The following is a 17,730-nucleotide window of genomic DNA, read 5'->3' as shown; positions in this document are numbered from 1 at the left end:
GCAGACGACGATTTGCACGCCTTGGGCAAAAGGAGTAGCTTAGTCGCACTTGTCCCGGGCCAGCAAACCACCGCATGTGCCGTCACAAAGGACTGTTCAAAAAAGGATAATCACCGATGCCACACTCCATTTCACAACGTGTTACCGAGCTGCGTCACTGGCTAGCACAACATGATTTCGATGCACTCATTGTGCCTCACGAAGATGAATATCTGGGCGAATACGTGCCCGAACACAACGAACGTCTGCATTGGCTGACCGGGTTTACCGGTTCAGCGGGTGCGGCAGTGATCACCCGCGAACACGCCGCGATCTTCGTCGATGGTCGGTATACCGTGCAAGTTCGCAAACAAGTTCCGAGTGACCTGTTTGCGTATCACCACTTGATTGAAGAACCCTACTTGGCGTGGCTGAAAAACGCCCTCCCCAACGGTGGCAAAGTGGCTTACGACCCACGCATGCACCGCGCCAGTTGGCTCAACGCCGCGCAAGCGACACTGGGAACCACGCTGCCGTTGGTCGCCACCCGCGGCAACGCCATTGACCAACTGTGGCACGATCGCCCAGCGCCTGTCGTTTCTGACATGCGCCTGATGGGCAATGATCTGGTGGGCGTCGACAGCGCAACCAAGCGCCGCACCATCGCAGAGATTCTGGTCAGCAAAAACGTCGACAGCGCCATTTTGACCGAACTTGATTCCATCTGCTGGCTGCTCAACATTCGCGGCTTGGATGTCTCTCGCCTGCCAGTTCTGCTGTCGCACGCGATTGTGCATGCCGATGCCAGCGTGGACTTCTTCCTCGATCCCGCACGGTTAGCGCCGGGCTTTGATGCCCATGTCGGCGCCGGTGTTCGCGTTCATCAGCCCGACACTTTGGAATCCCACTTGGTGCAACTGCGCGGCACACGCGTGATGGTTGATCCTGCCACCAGCAATGCTTGGTTTACCTTGGTATTGCAAAACGCGGGCGTTGAACTGCTCAACGATGCCGACCCGTGCCTGCTGCCTAAAGCGGCGAAAAACGCCACCGAAATTGCCGGCATGAAAGCGTGTCACGTGCGCGATGGCGCAGCGATGACCAAGTTCCTCGCCTGGCTGGATAGCGAAGTGGCGGCCGGCCGTTTGCACAATGAGGCTGAATTGGCCGATCAACTGCAAGCGTTCCGTGAACTCGACCCAACGCTGGCCGATCTGAGCTTTGATACCATTTCGGCCGCATGCAGCAACGCCGCCATGTGTCACTACAACCACATGAACCAGCCGCAACCGGGCCAGTTAGAAATGAATACACTGTATCTGGTCGACTCCGGCGGTCAGTACATCGACGGCACCACCGACATCACTCGAACCATCGCCATTGGTGATGTGAGTGACGAGATGAAACAGCAATTTACGCTGGTGCTTAAAGGCCACATCGCACTCGCCAAAGCGCGCTTCCCTCAAGGCACCTGCGGCCATCAGTTGGACGTGTTGGCACGCCAATACCTGTGGGCCAATGGCTATGATTACGATCACGGCACCGGCCACGGCGTCGGCCATTTCCTGAGCGTGCATGAAGGCCCACAACGTATCAGCAAAGTGTTCAACAACGTTGCGCTGCGCCCGGGCATGGTGCTGTCAAACGAGCCGGGTTACTACCGCGCCGACGGCTTTGGTATTCGTATTGAAAACTTGGAATTGGTTACGGAAGTCGCCACCCAAGGTGATTTCAATGTGCTCGGGTTTGAATCACTCACCCGCTGCCCGATTGATGTGCGCGCCATCAACGTCAACCTGCTGACCAAACCGGAACTCAACTGGTTGAACGCCTACCACGCCACGGTATGGGATGAAGTCAGTCCGTTGGTCGATGGGGATGTTCGCGCTTGGTTACGCCAAGCAACGCAGCCCATCCATCACGCTTAAGGGCCTCAGGCCACGATCAATCCCTTAACGACGTTGTCGTTAAGGGATTTTTTTCGTTTACACCCCGCAACAATTACATTTACCACTAAACGTTACGCATCAAATTAATTTTTTATTTCCCCATTAAATACCTGTTTTAAATCAATTAATTCATCAAAACCATCCCAACTCACCCCAGATACGCCAACATTTTAGTTTGAGATCTAATGATTTTTTGTTTAACGTATATTTAACTAATCGTTCAATTAAAAATGATAAGGACTCGTGATGCCGAAAGTTGGAATGCCAGATATACGCAAACCACAGTTGGTTCAAGCCACCATGGCAGTGATCGAACGCGTTGGGTTACATGCGGCCAGTATCGCGCTGATCAGCCGTGAAGCCGGCGTCTCAACCGGCATCATCAACCACTACTTCGGCGGCAAACACGGATTGTTGGAAGAGACCATGCGCGCGATTTTGCGCGAGCATTCGGTCACCGTCACACAGGCGTTGGCGAAATTGCCTCGCGATGCGCATCAGGCACGCATCAACGCCATCGTCAATGCCAACTTCGAAGGCTTCCAAGCCGAAAGTCAGGTGGTCAAAACCTGGCTGGCGTTTTGGTCTTACTCAATGCACGACGCCCAACTGCATCGCTTGCAGCGCGTAAACGAACAGCGCCTGCTCTCTCACCTCAAAATTGAACTGAACGCCCTGCTTCCACGCCACCACGTTCAATCGGTGGCCCACGGCATCGCCGCCCTGATCGATGGCATCTGGCTACGCGGCGCACTGAACCCCGACGGGATCAACGCCCAGCAAGCGCGCGTTTTGATCAACGACTACTTAGACATACAACTGGCGCAGCATGCGCTGACAACCGACTAGGTCTTCACATGGAACATGCATCACTTTATATCGATGGCGCGTTAACTCACGCGACATCCGGGGAAACCTTTACCTCATACAACCCGGCCACAGGCGAACCGCTCGCTGTATTGGGTCACGCCAGCGCCGCAGACGTGCAGGCAGCGGTGGATTCTGCGCAGCGCGGCTTCGCAATTTGGTCGGCAATGACCGCCGTAGAGCGCAGCCGCATTCTGCTCAAAGCCGTGGCGATTTTGCGCGAACGCAACGACGAACTGGCCCTGCTCGAAGTACTTGATACCGGTAAACCGATTCAAGAGGCAGACTGTGTGGACATCGCCACCGGCGCTGACGTGATTGAATACTTCGCCGGCCTCGCACCTGCGTTGCAAGGCGAGCAACAACCGCTCTCCGCCAGCCAGTTTTTCTACACCCGCAAAGAGCCGTTAGGGATTTGCGCTGGCATTGGCGCGTGGAACTACCCGATTCAAATCGCGATGTGGAAATCAGCGCCTGCGCTCGCCGCGGGTAATGCGATGATCTTCAAACCGTCGGAAGAGACGCCGCTCAGCGTGTTGAAACTGGCGGACATCTTTATCGAAGCGGGCATGCCTGCGGGCGTGTTTAACGTCGTGCAGGGCGATGGCCGAGTCGGCCAGATGCTGACCGCGCATCCGGCGATTGCCAAAGTCTCCTTCACGGGCGAAACCGGCACCGGTAAAGCGGTGATGGCAGACAGCGCGCGCAGCCTTAAATCCGTCACCATGGAGTTGGGCGGTAAGTCCCCGCTGCTGGTGTTTGAGGATGCCAAGCTCGATCAGGCGGTTTCTGCGGCGATGGTCGCCAACTTCTACACCCAAGGCGAAGTGTGCACGAACGGCACCCGCGTGTATGTGCATGCGCATTTGTACGACGCATTCATCGATCAGCTGAAATCCCGCACCGAACAACTGATCGTGGGCGATCCGCAAGATCCGCGCACTCAAATCGGCGCGCTGATCTCCAACGATCATATGCACAAGGTTTTGGCCGCCATCGACAGCGCCAAAGCGTGCGGTGCCAAGCTGCTGACTGGCGGCTACCAAGTGACAGACAACGGCTTGGCCAATGGCAATTTCGTTGCGCCGACGGTGTTTGTCGACTGCGACGACAACATGGATTTTGTGCAGCAAGAAATCTTTGGCCCAGTGATGGCCGTCATGAAGTTCAATGACGAACAAGAGGTCATCCAACGCGCCAACAACACCCACTACGGCTTGGCCGCTGGCGTCTTCACGCAGAACCTGTCGCGCGCGCACCGTATCATCCACCAGCTTGAAGCGGGTATTTGCTGGATCAACACCTGGGGTGACTCGCCAGCGCCAATGCCCGTTGGTGGCTACAAGCTCTCGGGCGTGGGACGTGAAAACGGCATCGAAACGCTCAGCCATTACACCCAAACCAAAAGTGTATTGGTGGAACTGGATGATTTCGTCGGGCCATATGCGTAAGGAGACAGCATGAAACAACACTTTGACTACATCGTCATCGGTGCGGGTTCCGCTGGCTGCGTGCTGGCCGACCGTTTAACCGAAAGCGGTGAACACTCCGTGCTGCTGCTGGAAGCCGGCGGCAGTGACAAAAGCATCTTCATTCAGATGCCCACCGCGCTCTCATACCCGATGAACAGCGACAAATACGCCTGGCAGTTTGAATCGCTGCCCGAGCCGGGTCTCGATGGCCGCGCCCTGCACTGCCCGCGTGGCAAAGTGCTGGGCGGTAGCTCGTCGATAAACGGCATGGTGTATGTGCGAGGCCACGCTTGCGACTTTGATGAATGGCAACAACACGGCGCGACAGGCTGGGATTACGCATCGTGTTTACCGTATTTCAAACGCGCGGAACGCTGGCGCGGCGGCGCGGATGACTACCGTGGTGGCGAGGGTCCACTCGCGACTTGCAACGGCAACGACATGACGCTCAACCCGCTCTATCAAGCCTTTATCGATGCCGGTCAGCAAGCTGGTTACCCCAAAACCGACGATTACAATGGCTATCAGCAAGAAGGCTTTGGCCCGATGCACATGACCGTCGATAGTGGCGTGCGCGCCTCCACCGCCAATGCGTACTTGCGCCGCGCACTTAAGCGCAGCAACCTGACGCTGCTAAAAGGTGTATTAACGCGCAAAGTGGTGCTGAAAAACAAGCGGGCAATCGGTGTCGAGTTTGAACGCAACGGCCAAATTCAAGTCGCGTTTGCCAATCGTGAAGTGGTCTCCAGCGCAGGCTCGATCGGTTCGCCGCACCTACTGCAATTGTCCGGTATCGGCCCGCGCGACGTGTTAGAACACGCAGGGATTGACGTGCACCACGAACTGCCCGGTGTGGGCGAAAACTTGCAAGATCATCTGGAAATTTACTTTCAGTATCGTTGCCAACAACCCATCACACTCAACAGTAAGCTGGGGTTGATCAGTAAAGGCATGATCGGTGCCGAATGGATACTGACCAAACGGGGCTTGGGGGCGACCAACCATTTTGAATCGTGCGCGTTTATTCGCTCACGTGCCGGACTCAAGTGGCCTAACCTGCAATACCACTTTTTACCAGCCGCCATGCGCTATGATGGACGCACCGCGTTCGACGGTCACGGGTTTCAAGTTCACGTGGGCCCCAATAAACCGATGAGTCGCGGTCGCGTGTGGCTTCGTTCTAGCGATCCCAAACAAAAACCGGCGATTCTGTTTCGTTACCTGTCCGAACCACAGGACATTCAGGACTGGCGCGATTGCATTCGCCTCACACGTGAAATTCTGGCGCAGCCAGCGCTGGATGATTACCGCGGCGATGAAATTCAACCTAGCCTTGCGGTCAGCAGCGATGCCGAGATTGATGCGTGGGTGAAGCAAAATGTCGAGAGTGCCTACCACCCGTCGTGCACCTGCAAAATGGGCGCCGATGATGATGACATGGCCGTGCTCGACAGCACTTGCCGAGTCCGTGGCATTGACGGGCTGCGCGTCGTGGATTCGTCCGTCTTTCCCACCATTCCCAACGGCAACTTAAACGCGCCGACCATCATGGTCGCCGAGCGCGCCGCCGATCTGCTGCTGGGCAAAACGCCTCTGCCCCACAGCGACGCCCCCGTTTGGATCGCGCCGCAGTGGCAGACCCAACAACGTCAAACCGCGCCGCAACGCGCGCTGGATGCTCAACCGTCCGTGGCACTGGACACACAATAAGGAAATCCCCATGCGTCACCTCATGACTTTCACCGCAGCCACGCTGCTTTCTCTCAACGCCTATGCCGACAACTGCAACACGGTACGTTTTGCCGATGTGGGTTGGACGGACATCACGGCGACCACCGCAGTCACCACTGAACTGCTGCATGGTTTGGGCTATCAAACCAAAACCGATTTGCTGTCGGTTCCCGTCACCTATTCATCGATGGCCAATGGCGATATTGATGTCTTCCTTGGCAACTGGATGCCAACCATGGAAGGCGACATCGCCAAGTATCGCGATGCCGGCACCGTGGAAACGCTCCGCGCCAACCTCGAAGGCGCCAAATACACACTGGCCGTTCCTCAATACGTGTATGACGCCGGCGTGCACTCGTTCGCGGATCTCGCCCAGCACGCAGACGCGTTCAAGCACCGCATTTACGGCATCGAACCGGGCAACGATGGCAACCGTCTGATTCAATCCATGATCGATAACAACGCCTTTGATCTCAACACCTTCGATCTGGTTGAGTCGAGCGAAGCTGGCATGGTGTCGCAAGTCAAACGCGCCGTGCGCCGCAAACAGTGGATTGCCTTTTTGGGTTGGGCGCCACACCCCATGAATAGCAATGTCAAAATGGCCTACCTCAGCGGTGGCGATGATTACTTCGGTCCGAACTACGGCGGAGCCAACGTGTATACCAACGTGCGTCAGGGCTACGTTTCGCAGTGTCCAAATGTCGGCCAGTTGCTCAACAACCTCTCTTTCAATCTGGAGATGGAAAATGCATTGATGGAAGCGATCCTCAACCAAGGTCAACAACCATCGAAGGCGGCCAAAGCGTGGTTGCGTGAGCACCCGGAAGTATTGTCAAAGTGGCTCAACAAAGTCACCACACTCAATGGCAAACCTGCTGAGCAAGCCATCCAAGACTACCTTAACTCCGATATTTAATTCAGCGCCGGTGGAGTCCATCTCCACCGCACTTCAAGGACTTCTCAACTTATGATTAGCGATCACAAAATTCCGTTAGGCCATTGGATGGAAGCCGGGGTCGACTGGCTGACCCTGCATGCGTCCGGCTTTTTCGATGCCATTTCATTTCTGCTCGAAAGCATCATCATGGTGCTGGTCGACGTGTTCAAATGGTTCCCGCCCGCCGTGCCGATTGTCGTCACCGCCGCCCTCGCATGGTGGTTGCACCGCAGCCTGTCGTTGGTGATCTTCATCATCGCTGCACTGCTGCTGATTCTGAATTTGGGCTACTGGCAGGAAATGCTGGAAACTTTTGTTTTGGTGTTTGCCGCGACAACGATTTCCGTATTAATTGGCGTGCCCCTTGGCATCATGGCGGCGCACCGCCCGTGGATGTACACCGTGATGCGGCCGATCCTCGATTTGATGCAAACCGTACCGACGTTTGTGTACCTGATTCCGACGCTGGTGTTGTTTGGTCTGGGGATCGTTCCGGGGCTGATCTCGACGATTATCTTTGCCATTGCGGCGCCCATTCGTCTGACCTATTTGGGTGTCACACGAGTGCCGGAAGCACTAATTGAGGCAGGAAAAGCGTTCGGGGCCAGCAACATGAAATTGCTGTTTAAGGTCGAGCTGCCGGCGGCGTTACCCAGCATCATGGCGGGCATCACACAATGCATCATGCTGTCACTGTCGATGGTAGTGATTGCCGCGCTAGTCGGCGCCGATGGGTTGGGCAAACCAGTCATTCGCGCGCTCAACACGGTGAACATTTCGCAGGGCTTTGAAGCCGGTCTCGCCATTGTGCTGGTTGCGATTATTCTCGATCGCTTGTGCAAAGCGCCTAACAGCAAGGAGGTGTCATCATGAACGCCATCAGTATTGAAAATCTGGATGTGGTGTTTGGTTCCCATACCGCACCCGCTCTCGACTTACTGGACCAAGGCAAAAGTCGTCAGCAAATCATCGATGAAACGGGCCTCGTGGTAGGCGTGGATAACGTCAGCTTGGATGTTCAACAAGGTGAAATCTGCGTGTTGATGGGCTTGTCGGGTTCCGGCAAATCCAGCCTGTTACGTGCCGTGAATGGCCTGAATCCAATTACGCGTGGCGCCCTGAAAATTCAAGATGGCGATCAGTGCATCGATTTAGCCCACTGCGACGATGCCACCCTGCGTCACCTACGCACTCATAAAGTCTCGATGGTGTTTCAAACGTTCGCCTTGATGCCGTGGCTAAATGTGCTGGATAACGTGGCGTTTGGTTTAGAGATGCAAGGTATCAGCAAGAGCGAACGCCGTCAGCGGGCGCGCGAAAAACTGGCCATGGTTGGCTTGTCGGAGTGGGAAACGAAATTCCCTCATGAACTCTCTGGCGGCATGCAACAGCGTGTCGGTCTGGCTCGCGCCTTTGCGATGGACAGTGACATTTTGTTGATGGACGAACCGTTCTCCGCCCTCGACCCGCTGATTCGCAGCCAACTGCAAGATGAGTTGCTGAGCCTGCAAAAACAGCTCAACAAAACCATCATCTTTGTGAGCCATGATTTGGACGAAGCCCTGAAGATTGGCTCACGCATCGCCATCTTAGAATCCGGCAAACTGATTCAGTATGGCAAGCCAGAAGCGATCGTCCTGACGCCTAAAACACAATATGTGCAGGACTTCGTGGCTCATACCAACCCACTGAATGTGCTCAAAGGCCGTTCGTTGATGAACAGTTGCGACGACCTGATTCAAGACAATGGTCGCTGGCAGATTTGTCAGCAGTCAGATGTATGGGTGGAACAGCAAGCGCAGCGCTGGGTGGTGTCTGGCGATTCCCCGTTAAAACTGATTGAATGGCATGACGAGATGTCACACCAGCACCTCACCCCGGACACCTTGGTAATGGCCAGCCCAGACATCGACATGCGCGATGCGATTGAAATCCGCTACCACACCGGCAACCCGATTTTGCTGATGGAGAAAAACCAGTTGATCGGCACGTTAAGCGATCATGATTTCTACCATGCACTGCTCGGCAAATATCACCAAGTGGATGCGGCTTAAATGAGGTCAATCCAGTGAGCCGCTTGAGGCGTCCTCAATAGAATCGCTGAAAAATGGAATCGATAGAAGAAAGGCGACCATCAGGTCGCCTTTTTGTGTTTCACGTGAAACATGATCATCGTTTAACCAGAGTAAACGGCATGCCAATCATGCCACACCGCTTCCAACCCTTTGGCTTTCATGGCCTGTTCCACTTGCCAAGCCGGCCGTTCATCGCTGGTCGCGAACTGCTCCAATTCCGCTTTGGGATCGGCATATCCCCCCGGCTGGGTCTTCGATGCTGCCGACATACTGGTGATGCCCAACATGGCCACATTATCGCGAAACGCTGGCGTCTCACGGGTCGACAAAGACAACTCCACTTCCGAGTTCAACAAACGAAACGCACAGATCAGCTGCACCAATTGTTTGTCACTCATCACTGACTTGGGTTGCAACGCCCCTTCACAGGGTCGCAAGCGCGGAAACGAAATCGAATAACGTGACTGCCAATACGTCTTCTCCAAATAGTGAAGATGTTCGGCGACGTAGACACAATCGGTGCGCCAATCTTCCAGACCAATCAGCGCGCCCAAACCGATTTTATCAATCCCGGCTTTGGCCAATCGGTCAGGCGTGTCGAGACGAAAGTTAAAGTCCATCTTATTGCCGCGCAAGTGATGCTGCGCATATGTCGATGGATGGTACGTTTCCTGATACACCATCACCGCATCGAGCCCCAAGGTTTTCAACTCGGCGTACTCTTCCTGCTTCAGCGGTTGCACTTCCATTGCCAGATAATGGAACGACTGCTTAATCATCGGCAGCATTTGACGAAAGTAATTCATGCCGACTTTGGTTTCATGCTCACCGGTAACGAGCAGTACGCTGTCAAACTTCATCTGCTTGATCGCCGCAATCTCCTGCGCCACTTCATCTTGAGATAACGTTTTACGCTTGATGCGGTTCTCCATAGAAAAACCGCAATACGTGCAGGCGTTGGCACACAAGTTCGATAAGTAGAGTGGAATGTAAAACGACATGGTATTGCCAAAGCGGCGCCGAGTCGCCTGATAAGACAGTTGCGCCATCTGTTCCAAGTACGCTTCTCCGGCGGGAGAAATCAGGGCTTTGAAATCCTCCACGTCGCGTTTGCTTTTTGCCAGTGCTCGCTCAACGTCAGCCGCGGTTTTGCCGTACACCGACAACTTAATGTCATCCCAATCCAGTTGGTTGAATCGTTGTACAAAGCTCATCGTGAACCATCCAGAAAAGCAGTGAACGGACTCGATGCAGCCGCGTGTGGTTGCTGTGTTGCCAAGCCAGATTCATACGCCAGTCGCCCCGCTTCTACCGCGAGTTTGAAAGCGCGTGCCATCGCAATCGGATCGCGCGCCGTGGCAATGGCGGTATTCACCAGCACGGCGTCGGCCCCCATCTCCATCGCCAGCGCTGCATCCGAAGGTGCACCAATGCCTGCATCGACAATGACCGGCACGTTTGCTTGATCGATGATGATTTCCAGAAAGGTCTTTGAACTCAACCCCTGATTGGTACCAATCGGCGCACCGAGCGGCATGACCGCAGCGCAGCCCACTTCCTCCAACCGTTTACACAGCACCGGGTCGGCATGGCAATATGGCAACACGGTAAAGCCATCTTTCACCAACTGCTCCGCTGCTTTCAGCGTTTCAATCGGGTCAGGCATCAGGTATTTCGGATCTGGGTGGATTTCCAGTTTGAGCCACGACGTCCCCAACGCTTCACGCGCTAAATGCGCGGCAAACACCGCATCACGCGCTGTTTTGGCACCCGAGGTATTGGGTAGTAAATGAATTCCCGCCGCGATCAACGGCGCCAGAATGTCATCATCACGTTCGGCCAAATCAACGCGCTTCAGCGCCATGGTGACCAGTTCAGATTCACTATCACGAATGGCATCGGCCATCACATGACGATTGGCAAATTTGCCTGTCCCGGTTAAAAGCCGGGAGCGAAAAGTTTTATCAGCTATGGTAAACATGGCGTTTAGCCTCCTGCAATCGCCTGAAAGAGAGAAATGTGGTCACCGTCGTTGAGCACCGTTTGGTGCCATAAACCACGCGGAATCACCTGATCATTGATGGCAAACACGCAGCCTTGTACTGGCAGCTCAAGCTGCGTTTGCACGCTCGCCAAGGTGCTGCCAATTTGGGTGATGTGCGGTTGCGCGTTGATGTGAATCGTCATAGTCATGACTCGTCCTCGTTGATTGGGGATGCTAGATTGGTGGTTGAGTGAGGTTTGGACGGAGACGCGCAGCATACCGAACAATCGGGATCATTCAGCAAGTGCCATTTTTGCCACTGCATGTTCAGTCCATCAAACCGCATCACCTGATGGGATTGGAAATGGTTAAGTTGCAGCAGCCACTGCATCGCCATCAACGCTTGCAGGTTACCGATGGAACCCACCACAGGCCCCATCACACCGAGATCGGTGCAACGTCTCGAGGTGGGAATGACATCATCCGGCACCAAGCAGCGATAACAGCCTTGAGGCTGATTGGCAAAATCAAACGCCACCAATTGGCCTTCCCAGCCAATCGCCGAACCGGCGATCAGAGGCTTGCGCGCAGCAAAACACGCTGCGTTGATCGCATGACGTGTCTCTAGATTGTCACTGCAATCGAGTACGATATCGGCGTGCGCAACTTCCAAGTCCAGCACGCTGCCCGCCATTTTGCGCTGCACAGTGCGGACCCGGCAGTCAGGATTGATGCTTGCCAGTGTTTGTGCCAAGGCTGCGACTTTCGGCAGCGTCAACTGCGTCATGCGATATGCCAATTGGCGATGCAAGTTGGACAACTCGACACAATCGTCATCGGCAATCACCAGAGAACCGACACCGGCTGCCGCCAAATATTGCGCTGCAGCCGTACCTAAACCGCCGCAACCGACGATCAAGATTCGGCCATTGAGGAGCTTGTGTTGACCACATTCACCTACATCAGGCAACGCGACTTGTCGCTGATAGCGAACAAATTGTTCATCCGACAACATGGTTGCGCTCCTTCGTCGATGCCAGCGACAGCGCGAGAATATTCTGCAACGTGTGGGTAGCAACAGCCACATCCTTTGCCTCAGTAATGGCTCTCACCACGGCAATACTGGTGACGCCGCACGCCAGAACGTGCTCGGCGTTAAGCGCATCAATCCCGCCTATCGCTACACTGGGCACCCCCGTGGTGTCACCATAAGGCATCGAATCAAGCAGTTGTTGATACAACGCCAAGCGCACCAGCCCCTGCGGTTTGGACGGCATTTGTTTGGTGGTGGTCGGAAAAATATGCCCCAAGGCAATGTAGCTCGGCGCCAATTGGTGAATGCGCAGCAATTCAAAATAACCGTGAGTGGATAAACCCAACCGAAGGTTATTGTCCGATAGTATCTTCAAATCGACCGTCTGCAGATCTTCCTGCCCAAGGTGCACGCCATAAGCGCCATGCTTTACCGCCAGCTGCCAATAGTCATTAATAAACACCTGCGCCCCGAACTCGCGCCCAAGACGAATGGCTTCCATTACCTGCTGTTCCAAATCAACTTGATGCGAGTCTTTGATGCGCAGTTGAATGGTGGTGATCCCCAGTGGCAATAATTGCGCAATCCAACGGACATCATCCACCACGGGGTATACACCCAATGACGCCGACTTCAGGGTTGGAAAAGCAGAAAATTCAGCTTGGGTGCGTGGTTGAGGAAAGTGTCGGTAGTCGCTTGGCCATGTTTCACGTGAAACATTCAATGCCGCTCTGCTCAAAACCAACGCATCTTCGATGGGAAAATCGAGACTCAGACACGCCAGCACCCATGCCAAATGACGCCCATAATCACGAGGTTCCAAGGGGGTGACTTGAAGCAAGGAACGGACTTCATCAGAATGTTGCCAATGGTCGGTCACGCGCCCCTGATGCTCGTCGCCAATAAAAATCCAACGGTCATGCATTGCTGTGGACGCATAATCATCAGCCACGCCACCGTAGTACAACACCCAATCAGCATCTGGCTGAACATGGGGGAACCAATTGCAAGACAAACGGAGAGTCGTGTCACCAACAAGTTGCAAATCAGGCGTTGGGCTCACGCCCAACTCGATATGTCCAATCGCAAAACCTTGTTGTTCAGCGAGCAATAGCACCCGCTGCACGTCTCCCGTCAGTTCAATGCATTGAGATGGGATAAGTAATTTCACGATTTATTCCTCTGTCACCGTCTCGGCAGACGCAGATGCAACCGCGGGGTGATACAGTTCCGCTCCCGTGGCTAAGAACTCCTCAGACTTCTGGCGCATGCCTTCCAGCGGATCGTCGAGAACCTTCACCTCAACCGATTGTTCACCGGTCATCCTGTCAGCATTGGCGTACGTACGGCGCACTTCCTGCGAGATTTTCATCGAACAAAATTTTGGACCACACATCGAACAGAAGTGCGCGACCTTTCCTGACTCCTGCGGCAACGTTTCATCGTGGAATGCGCGCGCCGTGACTGGATCCAGCGACAGGTTGAATTGGTCTTCCCAACGGAATTCAAAACGCGCTTTCGATAACGCGTTGTCGCGAATCTGCGCGCCAGGATGTCCTTTGGCCAAATCGGCCGCATGGGCAGCGAGTTTGTAGGTAATCAGACCGGTTTTGACATCTTCTTTATTCGGCAATCCCAGGTGCTCTTTGGGCGTCACGTAACACAACATGGCACAACCAAACCAACCGATCATCGCAGCACCAATGCCCGAGGTAATGTGGTCATAACCCGGCGCGACATCGGTCGTCAATGGACCCAAGGTGTAAAATGGCGCTTCATGACAATGTTCCAACTGCTCGTCCATATTGGCTTTGATCAGATGCATGGGCACGTGTCCTGGGCCTTCAATCATCACTTGCACGTCGTATTCCCACGCCACTTGAGTCAGCTCGCCCAATGTTCTTAATTCGGCAAACTGCGCCTCATCGTTGGCATCAGCAATCGAACCCGGACGCAAACCATCGCCCAATGACAGCGCTACATCGTACTTAGCACAAATCTCACAGATCTCGCGGAAGTGCATATAAAGGAAGTTTTCCTGATGATGAGCCAGACACCATTTGGCAATGATCGAGCCACCGCGTGACACAATGCCAGTGACACGCTTCGCGGTCATCGGCACATAACGCAATAGCAAACCGGCATGAATGGTGAAGTAATCCACCCCCTGCTCTGCCTGTTCTAACAACGTATCGCGCATCACTTCCCAAGTCAGGTTCTCTGCAATACCGTTCACTTTTTCCAGCGCTTGATACATCGGTACGGTCCCAATCGGTACCGGACTATTGCGTAGAATCCATTCTCGTGTTTCGTGAATATTCCGTCCGGTCGACAGATCCATCACGGTATCGCCGCCCCAACGGGTGGCCCACACCAGCTTTTCAACTTCTTCTTCAATCGACGAACTTACGGAGGAGTTACCAATGTTCGCATTGACCTTCACGAGGAAATTGCGGCCAATAATCATCGGTTCCGATTCGGGGTGGTTAATGTTACATGGAATGATGGCACGGCCTTCCGCCACTTCCTGACGAACAAATTCAGGGGTGATTGCTTTTGGCAAATGAGCACCAAAGTGTTGCCCCGGATGTTGGCGGTTTAACTGCTCATCTTGATAGTGGTGGCGTCCCATATTTTCACGCAGCGCAATGTATTCCATTTCCGGTGTAATGATCCCCTGACGGGCGTAATGCAGTTGCGTCACACGACGACCAGCTTTCGCACGGCGAATAACAGGAAGGTTGCCATAACGCAATTCATCCAGAGTCTGGTCGGCGAGGCGTTCACGCGCGTACGCTGAACTCATGCCCTCGAGAACTTCGGTATCCTCGCGCTCCATAACCCAGTGTTCACGCAGTTTGGGCAACCCCTGATAGAGATCGATGGTGTAATTTGGGTCGGTGTATACACCTGAAGTATCGTACACACACACCGCTTCGTTCGGTTCATAGACGGGTGCGTCTTTCGTACCACCGATCAAGCTGTCGGCGAGCGAAATTTCGCGCATTGGTACGCGGATATCGTCACGCGACCCAGTCAGATAGGTTTTCTTTGAATTGGGGTACGGCTGTACCGAGAGGGTTTCAATAAACTGTTTGGCTTCCAGTCTCGCTTGTTTGCGACTCGACATAGCATTTTCCTTGATGAGGATTTTAGGGATAAATGCTTGGCGGAAAGATGCGACAAGAGGTGATCAGACAGATCTTGGAACTGAAGATACGACGATCCACAGATCGCCAGAGATTGTCTTCTCTTGTTCCCTTCGCAGGTTCTAACCTGATCAGGTTCAACGGATCCCGAATAAACGGTCTCAGCCTTATGGCACTCCGACAAGTGAAATCATTATAGAGCAGTGATATTGCTAAACAAGCAGAAAAGTAGAGTTTTTAATCAACCACGGACCAACCACTGGTACGCAACCCAAGCGGCCGAGATACTCAGCAACACGTTGAGCAGCACGTTTAAACCCATTTTAAAAAACGCACCTTGTTGCATAAGTAGCACGTTATCCATCGAAAAGGTGGAAAATGTGGTCAATGCGCCCAAAAAGCCCAACCCGATGATCTGACGCCAAGGGTATGGCGCTAACCATTCATTTTCAAAAGATGCAATGAGCAACCCCATAATGAACGAACCGACGATGTTAACGGTTAACGTGCCGTAGGGGAAATTGCGCCCAAAGAGTGTCACACACCATTCCGAAACCAAATAACGCGAACAAGCACCCACAGCACCACCGATGGCAATCAAACCTAAAATTGCAAATTGTCCCATGTGCCCTCCAAATGTATTGCCATCATTGTACTGGTTCATTGATGAAAAATGAGCCAGTACGGGTAAAAAAATAGTTTTCAATAACAGCACTAGATAGCCAAAGTGCGAAGAAATACAAAAGTTACAGGAGTCACTTATTTAAGCAACTTCGATAAAACCCATCAATCCGGTTTTCATATGCTCGATCACGTGGCAGTGATACATCCATCGTCCAGGGTTGTCGGCAACAAACGCTGCCTTGGCACTGCCATTTTTGCCTAGCAGTACGGTATCGGTATGAAACGGTTTTTCCAGAACTTGACCATCAAGCTCCAACACTGTAAACGTGTGACCATGTAGGTGAATAGGATGATGGTACTGCGTGACATTGCGTAAATTGAAAATATAGGTTTTTCCCAATTCCAGTTTTGCCAAGGGTTCAGGAATGTGCTCGGCACTCATCCCTTCCCACGCACGTTTATTCACCAACCAGAAGTTGGGCACAGCGTGACCACGCTTATCCGCAGGTGTCACTGCACCTTCCCATTCAAATACAAAATCGATTTCTTGCGCTTGATACAGCTTTACAGGGGCGATCGGATTCAATGGTAATCGAGGGATGGATTTCCCATTGGCCAGCCAAGACTCCTCACAGAGGAACTCACACAACGGAAAAGCGAACTTCCCTTTCATTTGGCGAACATAAACCGTTTCACCCGCTTTAGGCGCGATAAAGGCAATGTCTAAACGCATGCCAGGGCCAATTTTATGTTGCGTTAGCAGATATGGCGTTTCGACTGGGTTGCCATCAATCGCAATGATCCACGCCTCTGCACCTTCGACAGCGATTGGATAGGTGATCGTGTTATCCACGTTGGCAATACGAGCTCTCACCGTCGCATTCTGTTTAATCGTGTATTGCGGATTGTGTTTACCGTTCACCGTCCCCCACTCGCCGGGCGTTCCCATCCGCGCACTGTAGCGTGGGATCATTAAATCTTTCCACTGACCTTTTTTATCCAAATGCCAATGTTTCAGCATGAGTGGGTATTCATGATCAAAGGCCACAGGTTCGGCCTCATCAACAATGATCAAGCCCACTAAGCCCATCCCGAGCTGTTTGACACTGTTCATGTGTGGGTGGTACCAAAACGTACCCGCATCCGGCGGTGTAAACTCATAGGTAAACGTCTCGCCGGGAAGAATGGGAGGCTGACTCAGAAAAGGTACCCCATCCATGGCGATGGGAATGCGTAGACCGTGCCAATGTATGGTGGTCGGTTCATCCAACTTGTTGGTAAAGTGGATCGTCACCTTCTGCCCTTGGCGACAACGAATGATAGGAGCTGGGATGGAACCGTTGAACCCGAGAACGGGTGTCGAATAATCTGGTACTAACGTGGCGTTCGCCGGTTCAGCGGTCAGTTGATAAACATATTCGTCCGGGCTTGAGACCAATCGAATCAACGAACACGCTGGTAATGCAGCGGTGAGACCTAAAGCTGACCCAATTTTTAAAAAGTGACGACGCGAGATATCCATAACCAGTCCTAATAACAATGTTTTCTGGATTGGTAATAAAACTGATTCGCAACAAAATGTAAATGATGAGCCGTTGAAATCTGAAAGAAAAACCGAGCAAATTCAGATTCACTGCGAGATTTCAGAGTAAAGAGTAACACCAAGGAGTCAATCAATATAGGAAGCGATGAATGGCTGGAGTACAAGAAACGAATGAGCTGACGCGGCAACACCCAATACGAGTTGTTTCAAAAGCCACAAACAACAAAGCCCCAGCTTTCGCTGAGGCTTTGTAATGATGGCAGGGGTGGAGAGATTCGAACTCCCAACACGCGGATTTGGAATCCGCTGCTCTGCCAATTGGAGCTACACCCCTAAATTTGGTCTTCCAGATTGAAGAAAACCCCAGCATTGCTGCTGAGGTCT

At 53.2% G+C, this 17,730-nt stretch carries 15 protein-coding genes, 1 tRNA gene and 1 riboswitch; of the genes, 7 read left to right on the top strand and 9 right to left on the bottom strand.

Features of this window, described 5'->3' with window-relative positions:
• Positions 1–116 precede the first annotated feature (116 nt).
• The 7 genes from ACF8PK_RS00090 to choV all read left to right on the top strand — a co-directional run bounded on the left by ACF8PK_RS00090 (position 117) and on the right by choV (position 8,992).
• On the top strand, positions 117–1,907 hold the full coding sequence (locus tag ACF8PK_RS00090) for an aminopeptidase P family protein (protein WP_014204214.1): 1,791 nt from the start codon (positions 117–119) through the stop codon (positions 1,905–1,907).
• Between the two features lie 267 nt (positions 1,908–2,174).
• Complete coding sequence (betI, locus tag ACF8PK_RS00085) at positions 2,175–2,777, top strand: transcriptional regulator BetI (protein WP_004724292.1); 603 nt, start codon at positions 2,175–2,177, stop codon at positions 2,775–2,777.
• 8 nt (positions 2,778–2,785) lie between these two features.
• Entirely contained in the window at positions 2,786–4,246 is a 1,461-nt protein-coding gene (gene betB, locus ACF8PK_RS00080; RefSeq protein ID WP_392439448.1) for a betaine-aldehyde dehydrogenase, read from the top strand.
• 9 nt (positions 4,247–4,255) lie between these two features.
• Entirely contained in the window at positions 4,256–5,977 is a 1,722-nt protein-coding gene (gene betA, locus ACF8PK_RS00075) for a choline dehydrogenase (protein WP_392439446.1), read from the top strand.
• Between the two features lie 10 nt (positions 5,978–5,987).
• Positions 5,988–6,917, top strand: coding sequence for a choline ABC transporter substrate-binding protein (locus ACF8PK_RS00070; protein ID WP_158107876.1), 930 nt, complete (start codon positions 5,988–5,990; stop codon positions 6,915–6,917).
• 51 nt (positions 6,918–6,968) lie between these two features.
• Positions 6,969–7,811, top strand: a complete 843-nt coding sequence (gene choW / locus ACF8PK_RS00065; RefSeq protein WP_055466617.1) for a choline ABC transporter permease subunit — start codon at positions 6,969–6,971, stop codon at positions 7,809–7,811.
• Entirely contained in the window at positions 7,808–8,992 is a 1,185-nt protein-coding gene (gene choV / locus ACF8PK_RS00060) for a choline ABC transporter ATP-binding protein (RefSeq protein WP_283512546.1), read from the top strand. The genes choW and choV overlap by 4 nt, the downstream gene beginning before the upstream one ends.
• 122 nt (positions 8,993–9,114) lie before the next feature.
• Here choV and thiH read toward each other — a convergent pair whose 3' ends face one another.
• From thiH to ACF8PK_RS00015, 9 genes are all read right to left on the bottom strand, one after another.
• Positions 9,115–10,227, bottom strand: a complete 1,113-nt coding sequence (thiH, locus tag ACF8PK_RS00055) for a 2-iminoacetate synthase ThiH (protein WP_014204206.1) — start codon at positions 10,225–10,227, stop codon at positions 9,115–9,117.
• Positions 10,224–10,994 (bottom strand): thiazole synthase, encoded by a 771-nt coding sequence (locus ACF8PK_RS00050; RefSeq protein ID WP_392439443.1) that lies wholly within the window; start codon positions 10,992–10,994, stop codon positions 10,224–10,226. Before ACF8PK_RS00050 ends, thiH begins: the two co-directional genes overlap by 4 nt.
• A gap of 5 nt (positions 10,995–10,999) precedes the next feature.
• Positions 11,000–11,206 (bottom strand): sulfur carrier protein ThiS, encoded by a 207-nt coding sequence (gene thiS, locus ACF8PK_RS00045; RefSeq protein ID WP_055466616.1) that lies wholly within the window; start codon positions 11,204–11,206, stop codon positions 11,000–11,002.
• Positions 11,203–12,012: a HesA/MoeB/ThiF family protein gene (locus ACF8PK_RS00040; protein ID WP_392439440.1), complete on the bottom strand. Its 810-nt coding sequence runs from the start codon at positions 12,010–12,012 to the stop codon at positions 11,203–11,205. Before ACF8PK_RS00040 ends, thiS begins: the two co-directional genes overlap by 4 nt.
• Positions 11,999–13,201: a thiamine phosphate synthase gene (locus tag ACF8PK_RS00035; RefSeq protein ID WP_392439439.1), complete on the bottom strand. Its 1,203-nt coding sequence runs from the start codon at positions 13,199–13,201 to the stop codon at positions 11,999–12,001. Before ACF8PK_RS00035 ends, ACF8PK_RS00040 begins: the two co-directional genes overlap by 14 nt.
• Positions 13,202–13,204: 3 nt before the next feature.
• Complete coding sequence (gene thiC / locus ACF8PK_RS00030; RefSeq protein WP_392439438.1) at positions 13,205–15,160, bottom strand: phosphomethylpyrimidine synthase ThiC; 1,956 nt, start codon at positions 15,158–15,160, stop codon at positions 13,205–13,207.
• Positions 15,161–15,270: 110 nt separating this feature from the next.
• Positions 15,271–15,369: riboswitch (TPP riboswitch) on the bottom strand.
• Between the two features lie 51 nt (positions 15,370–15,420).
• On the bottom strand, positions 15,421–15,804 hold the full coding sequence (crcB, locus tag ACF8PK_RS00025) for a fluoride efflux transporter CrcB (RefSeq protein WP_004724280.1): 384 nt from the start codon (positions 15,802–15,804) through the stop codon (positions 15,421–15,423).
• Between the two features lie 138 nt (positions 15,805–15,942).
• Positions 15,943–17,325 (bottom strand): multicopper oxidase family protein, encoded by a 1,383-nt coding sequence (locus tag ACF8PK_RS00020; RefSeq protein WP_014204201.1) that lies wholly within the window; start codon positions 17,323–17,325, stop codon positions 15,943–15,945.
• Positions 17,326–17,603: 278 nt separating this feature from the next.
• Positions 17,604–17,680: transfer RNA gene (locus ACF8PK_RS00015), tRNA-Trp, on the bottom strand.
• Positions 17,681–17,730 lie beyond the last annotated feature (50 nt).

Source organism: Vibrio sp. CJQ_6 (assembly GCF_043106745.1).
Lineage (GTDB): Bacteria > Pseudomonadota > Gammaproteobacteria > Enterobacterales > Vibrionaceae > Vibrio > Vibrio furnissii.
The sequence above is the reverse complement of the archived record's forward strand: the minus strand, read 5'-3'. Positions and strand labels throughout refer to the sequence as shown.

Coding starts and splice junctions, on each gene's coding strand:
- ACF8PK_RS00090 (WP_014204214.1), top strand. CDS start 117: ATGCCACACTCCATTTCACAACGTGTTACCGAGCTGCGTCACTGGCTA.
- betI (WP_004724292.1), top strand. CDS start 2,175: ATGCCGAAAGTTGGAATGCCAGATATACGCAAACCACAGTTGGTTCAA.
- betB (WP_392439448.1), top strand. CDS start 2,786: ATGGAACATGCATCACTTTATATCGATGGCGCGTTAACTCACGCGACA.
- betA (WP_392439446.1), top strand. CDS start 4,256: ATGAAACAACACTTTGACTACATCGTCATCGGTGCGGGTTCCGCTGGC.
- ACF8PK_RS00070 (WP_158107876.1), top strand. CDS start 5,988: ATGCGTCACCTCATGACTTTCACCGCAGCCACGCTGCTTTCTCTCAAC.
- choW (WP_055466617.1), top strand. CDS start 6,969: ATGATTAGCGATCACAAAATTCCGTTAGGCCATTGGATGGAAGCCGGG.
- choV (WP_283512546.1), top strand. CDS start 7,808: ATGAACGCCATCAGTATTGAAAATCTGGATGTGGTGTTTGGTTCCCAT.
- thiH (WP_014204206.1), bottom strand. CDS start 10,227: ATGAGCTTTGTACAACGATTCAACCAACTGGATTGGGATGACATTAAG.
- ACF8PK_RS00050 (WP_392439443.1), bottom strand. CDS start 10,994: ATGTTTACCATAGCTGATAAAACTTTTCGCTCCCGGCTTTTAACCGGG.
- thiS (WP_055466616.1), bottom strand. CDS start 11,206: ATGACTATGACGATTCACATCAACGCGCAACCGCACATCACCCAAATT.
- ACF8PK_RS00040 (WP_392439440.1), bottom strand. CDS start 12,012: ATGTTGTCGGATGAACAATTTGTTCGCTATCAGCGACAAGTCGCGTTG.
- thiC (WP_392439438.1), bottom strand. CDS start 15,160: ATGTCGAGTCGCAAACAAGCGAGACTGGAAGCCAAACAGTTTATTGAA.
- crcB (WP_004724280.1), bottom strand. CDS start 15,804: ATGGGACAATTTGCAATTTTAGGTTTGATTGCCATCGGTGGTGCTGTG.
- ACF8PK_RS00020 (WP_014204201.1), bottom strand. CDS start 17,325: ATGGATATCTCGCGTCGTCACTTTTTAAAAATTGGGTCAGCTTTAGGT.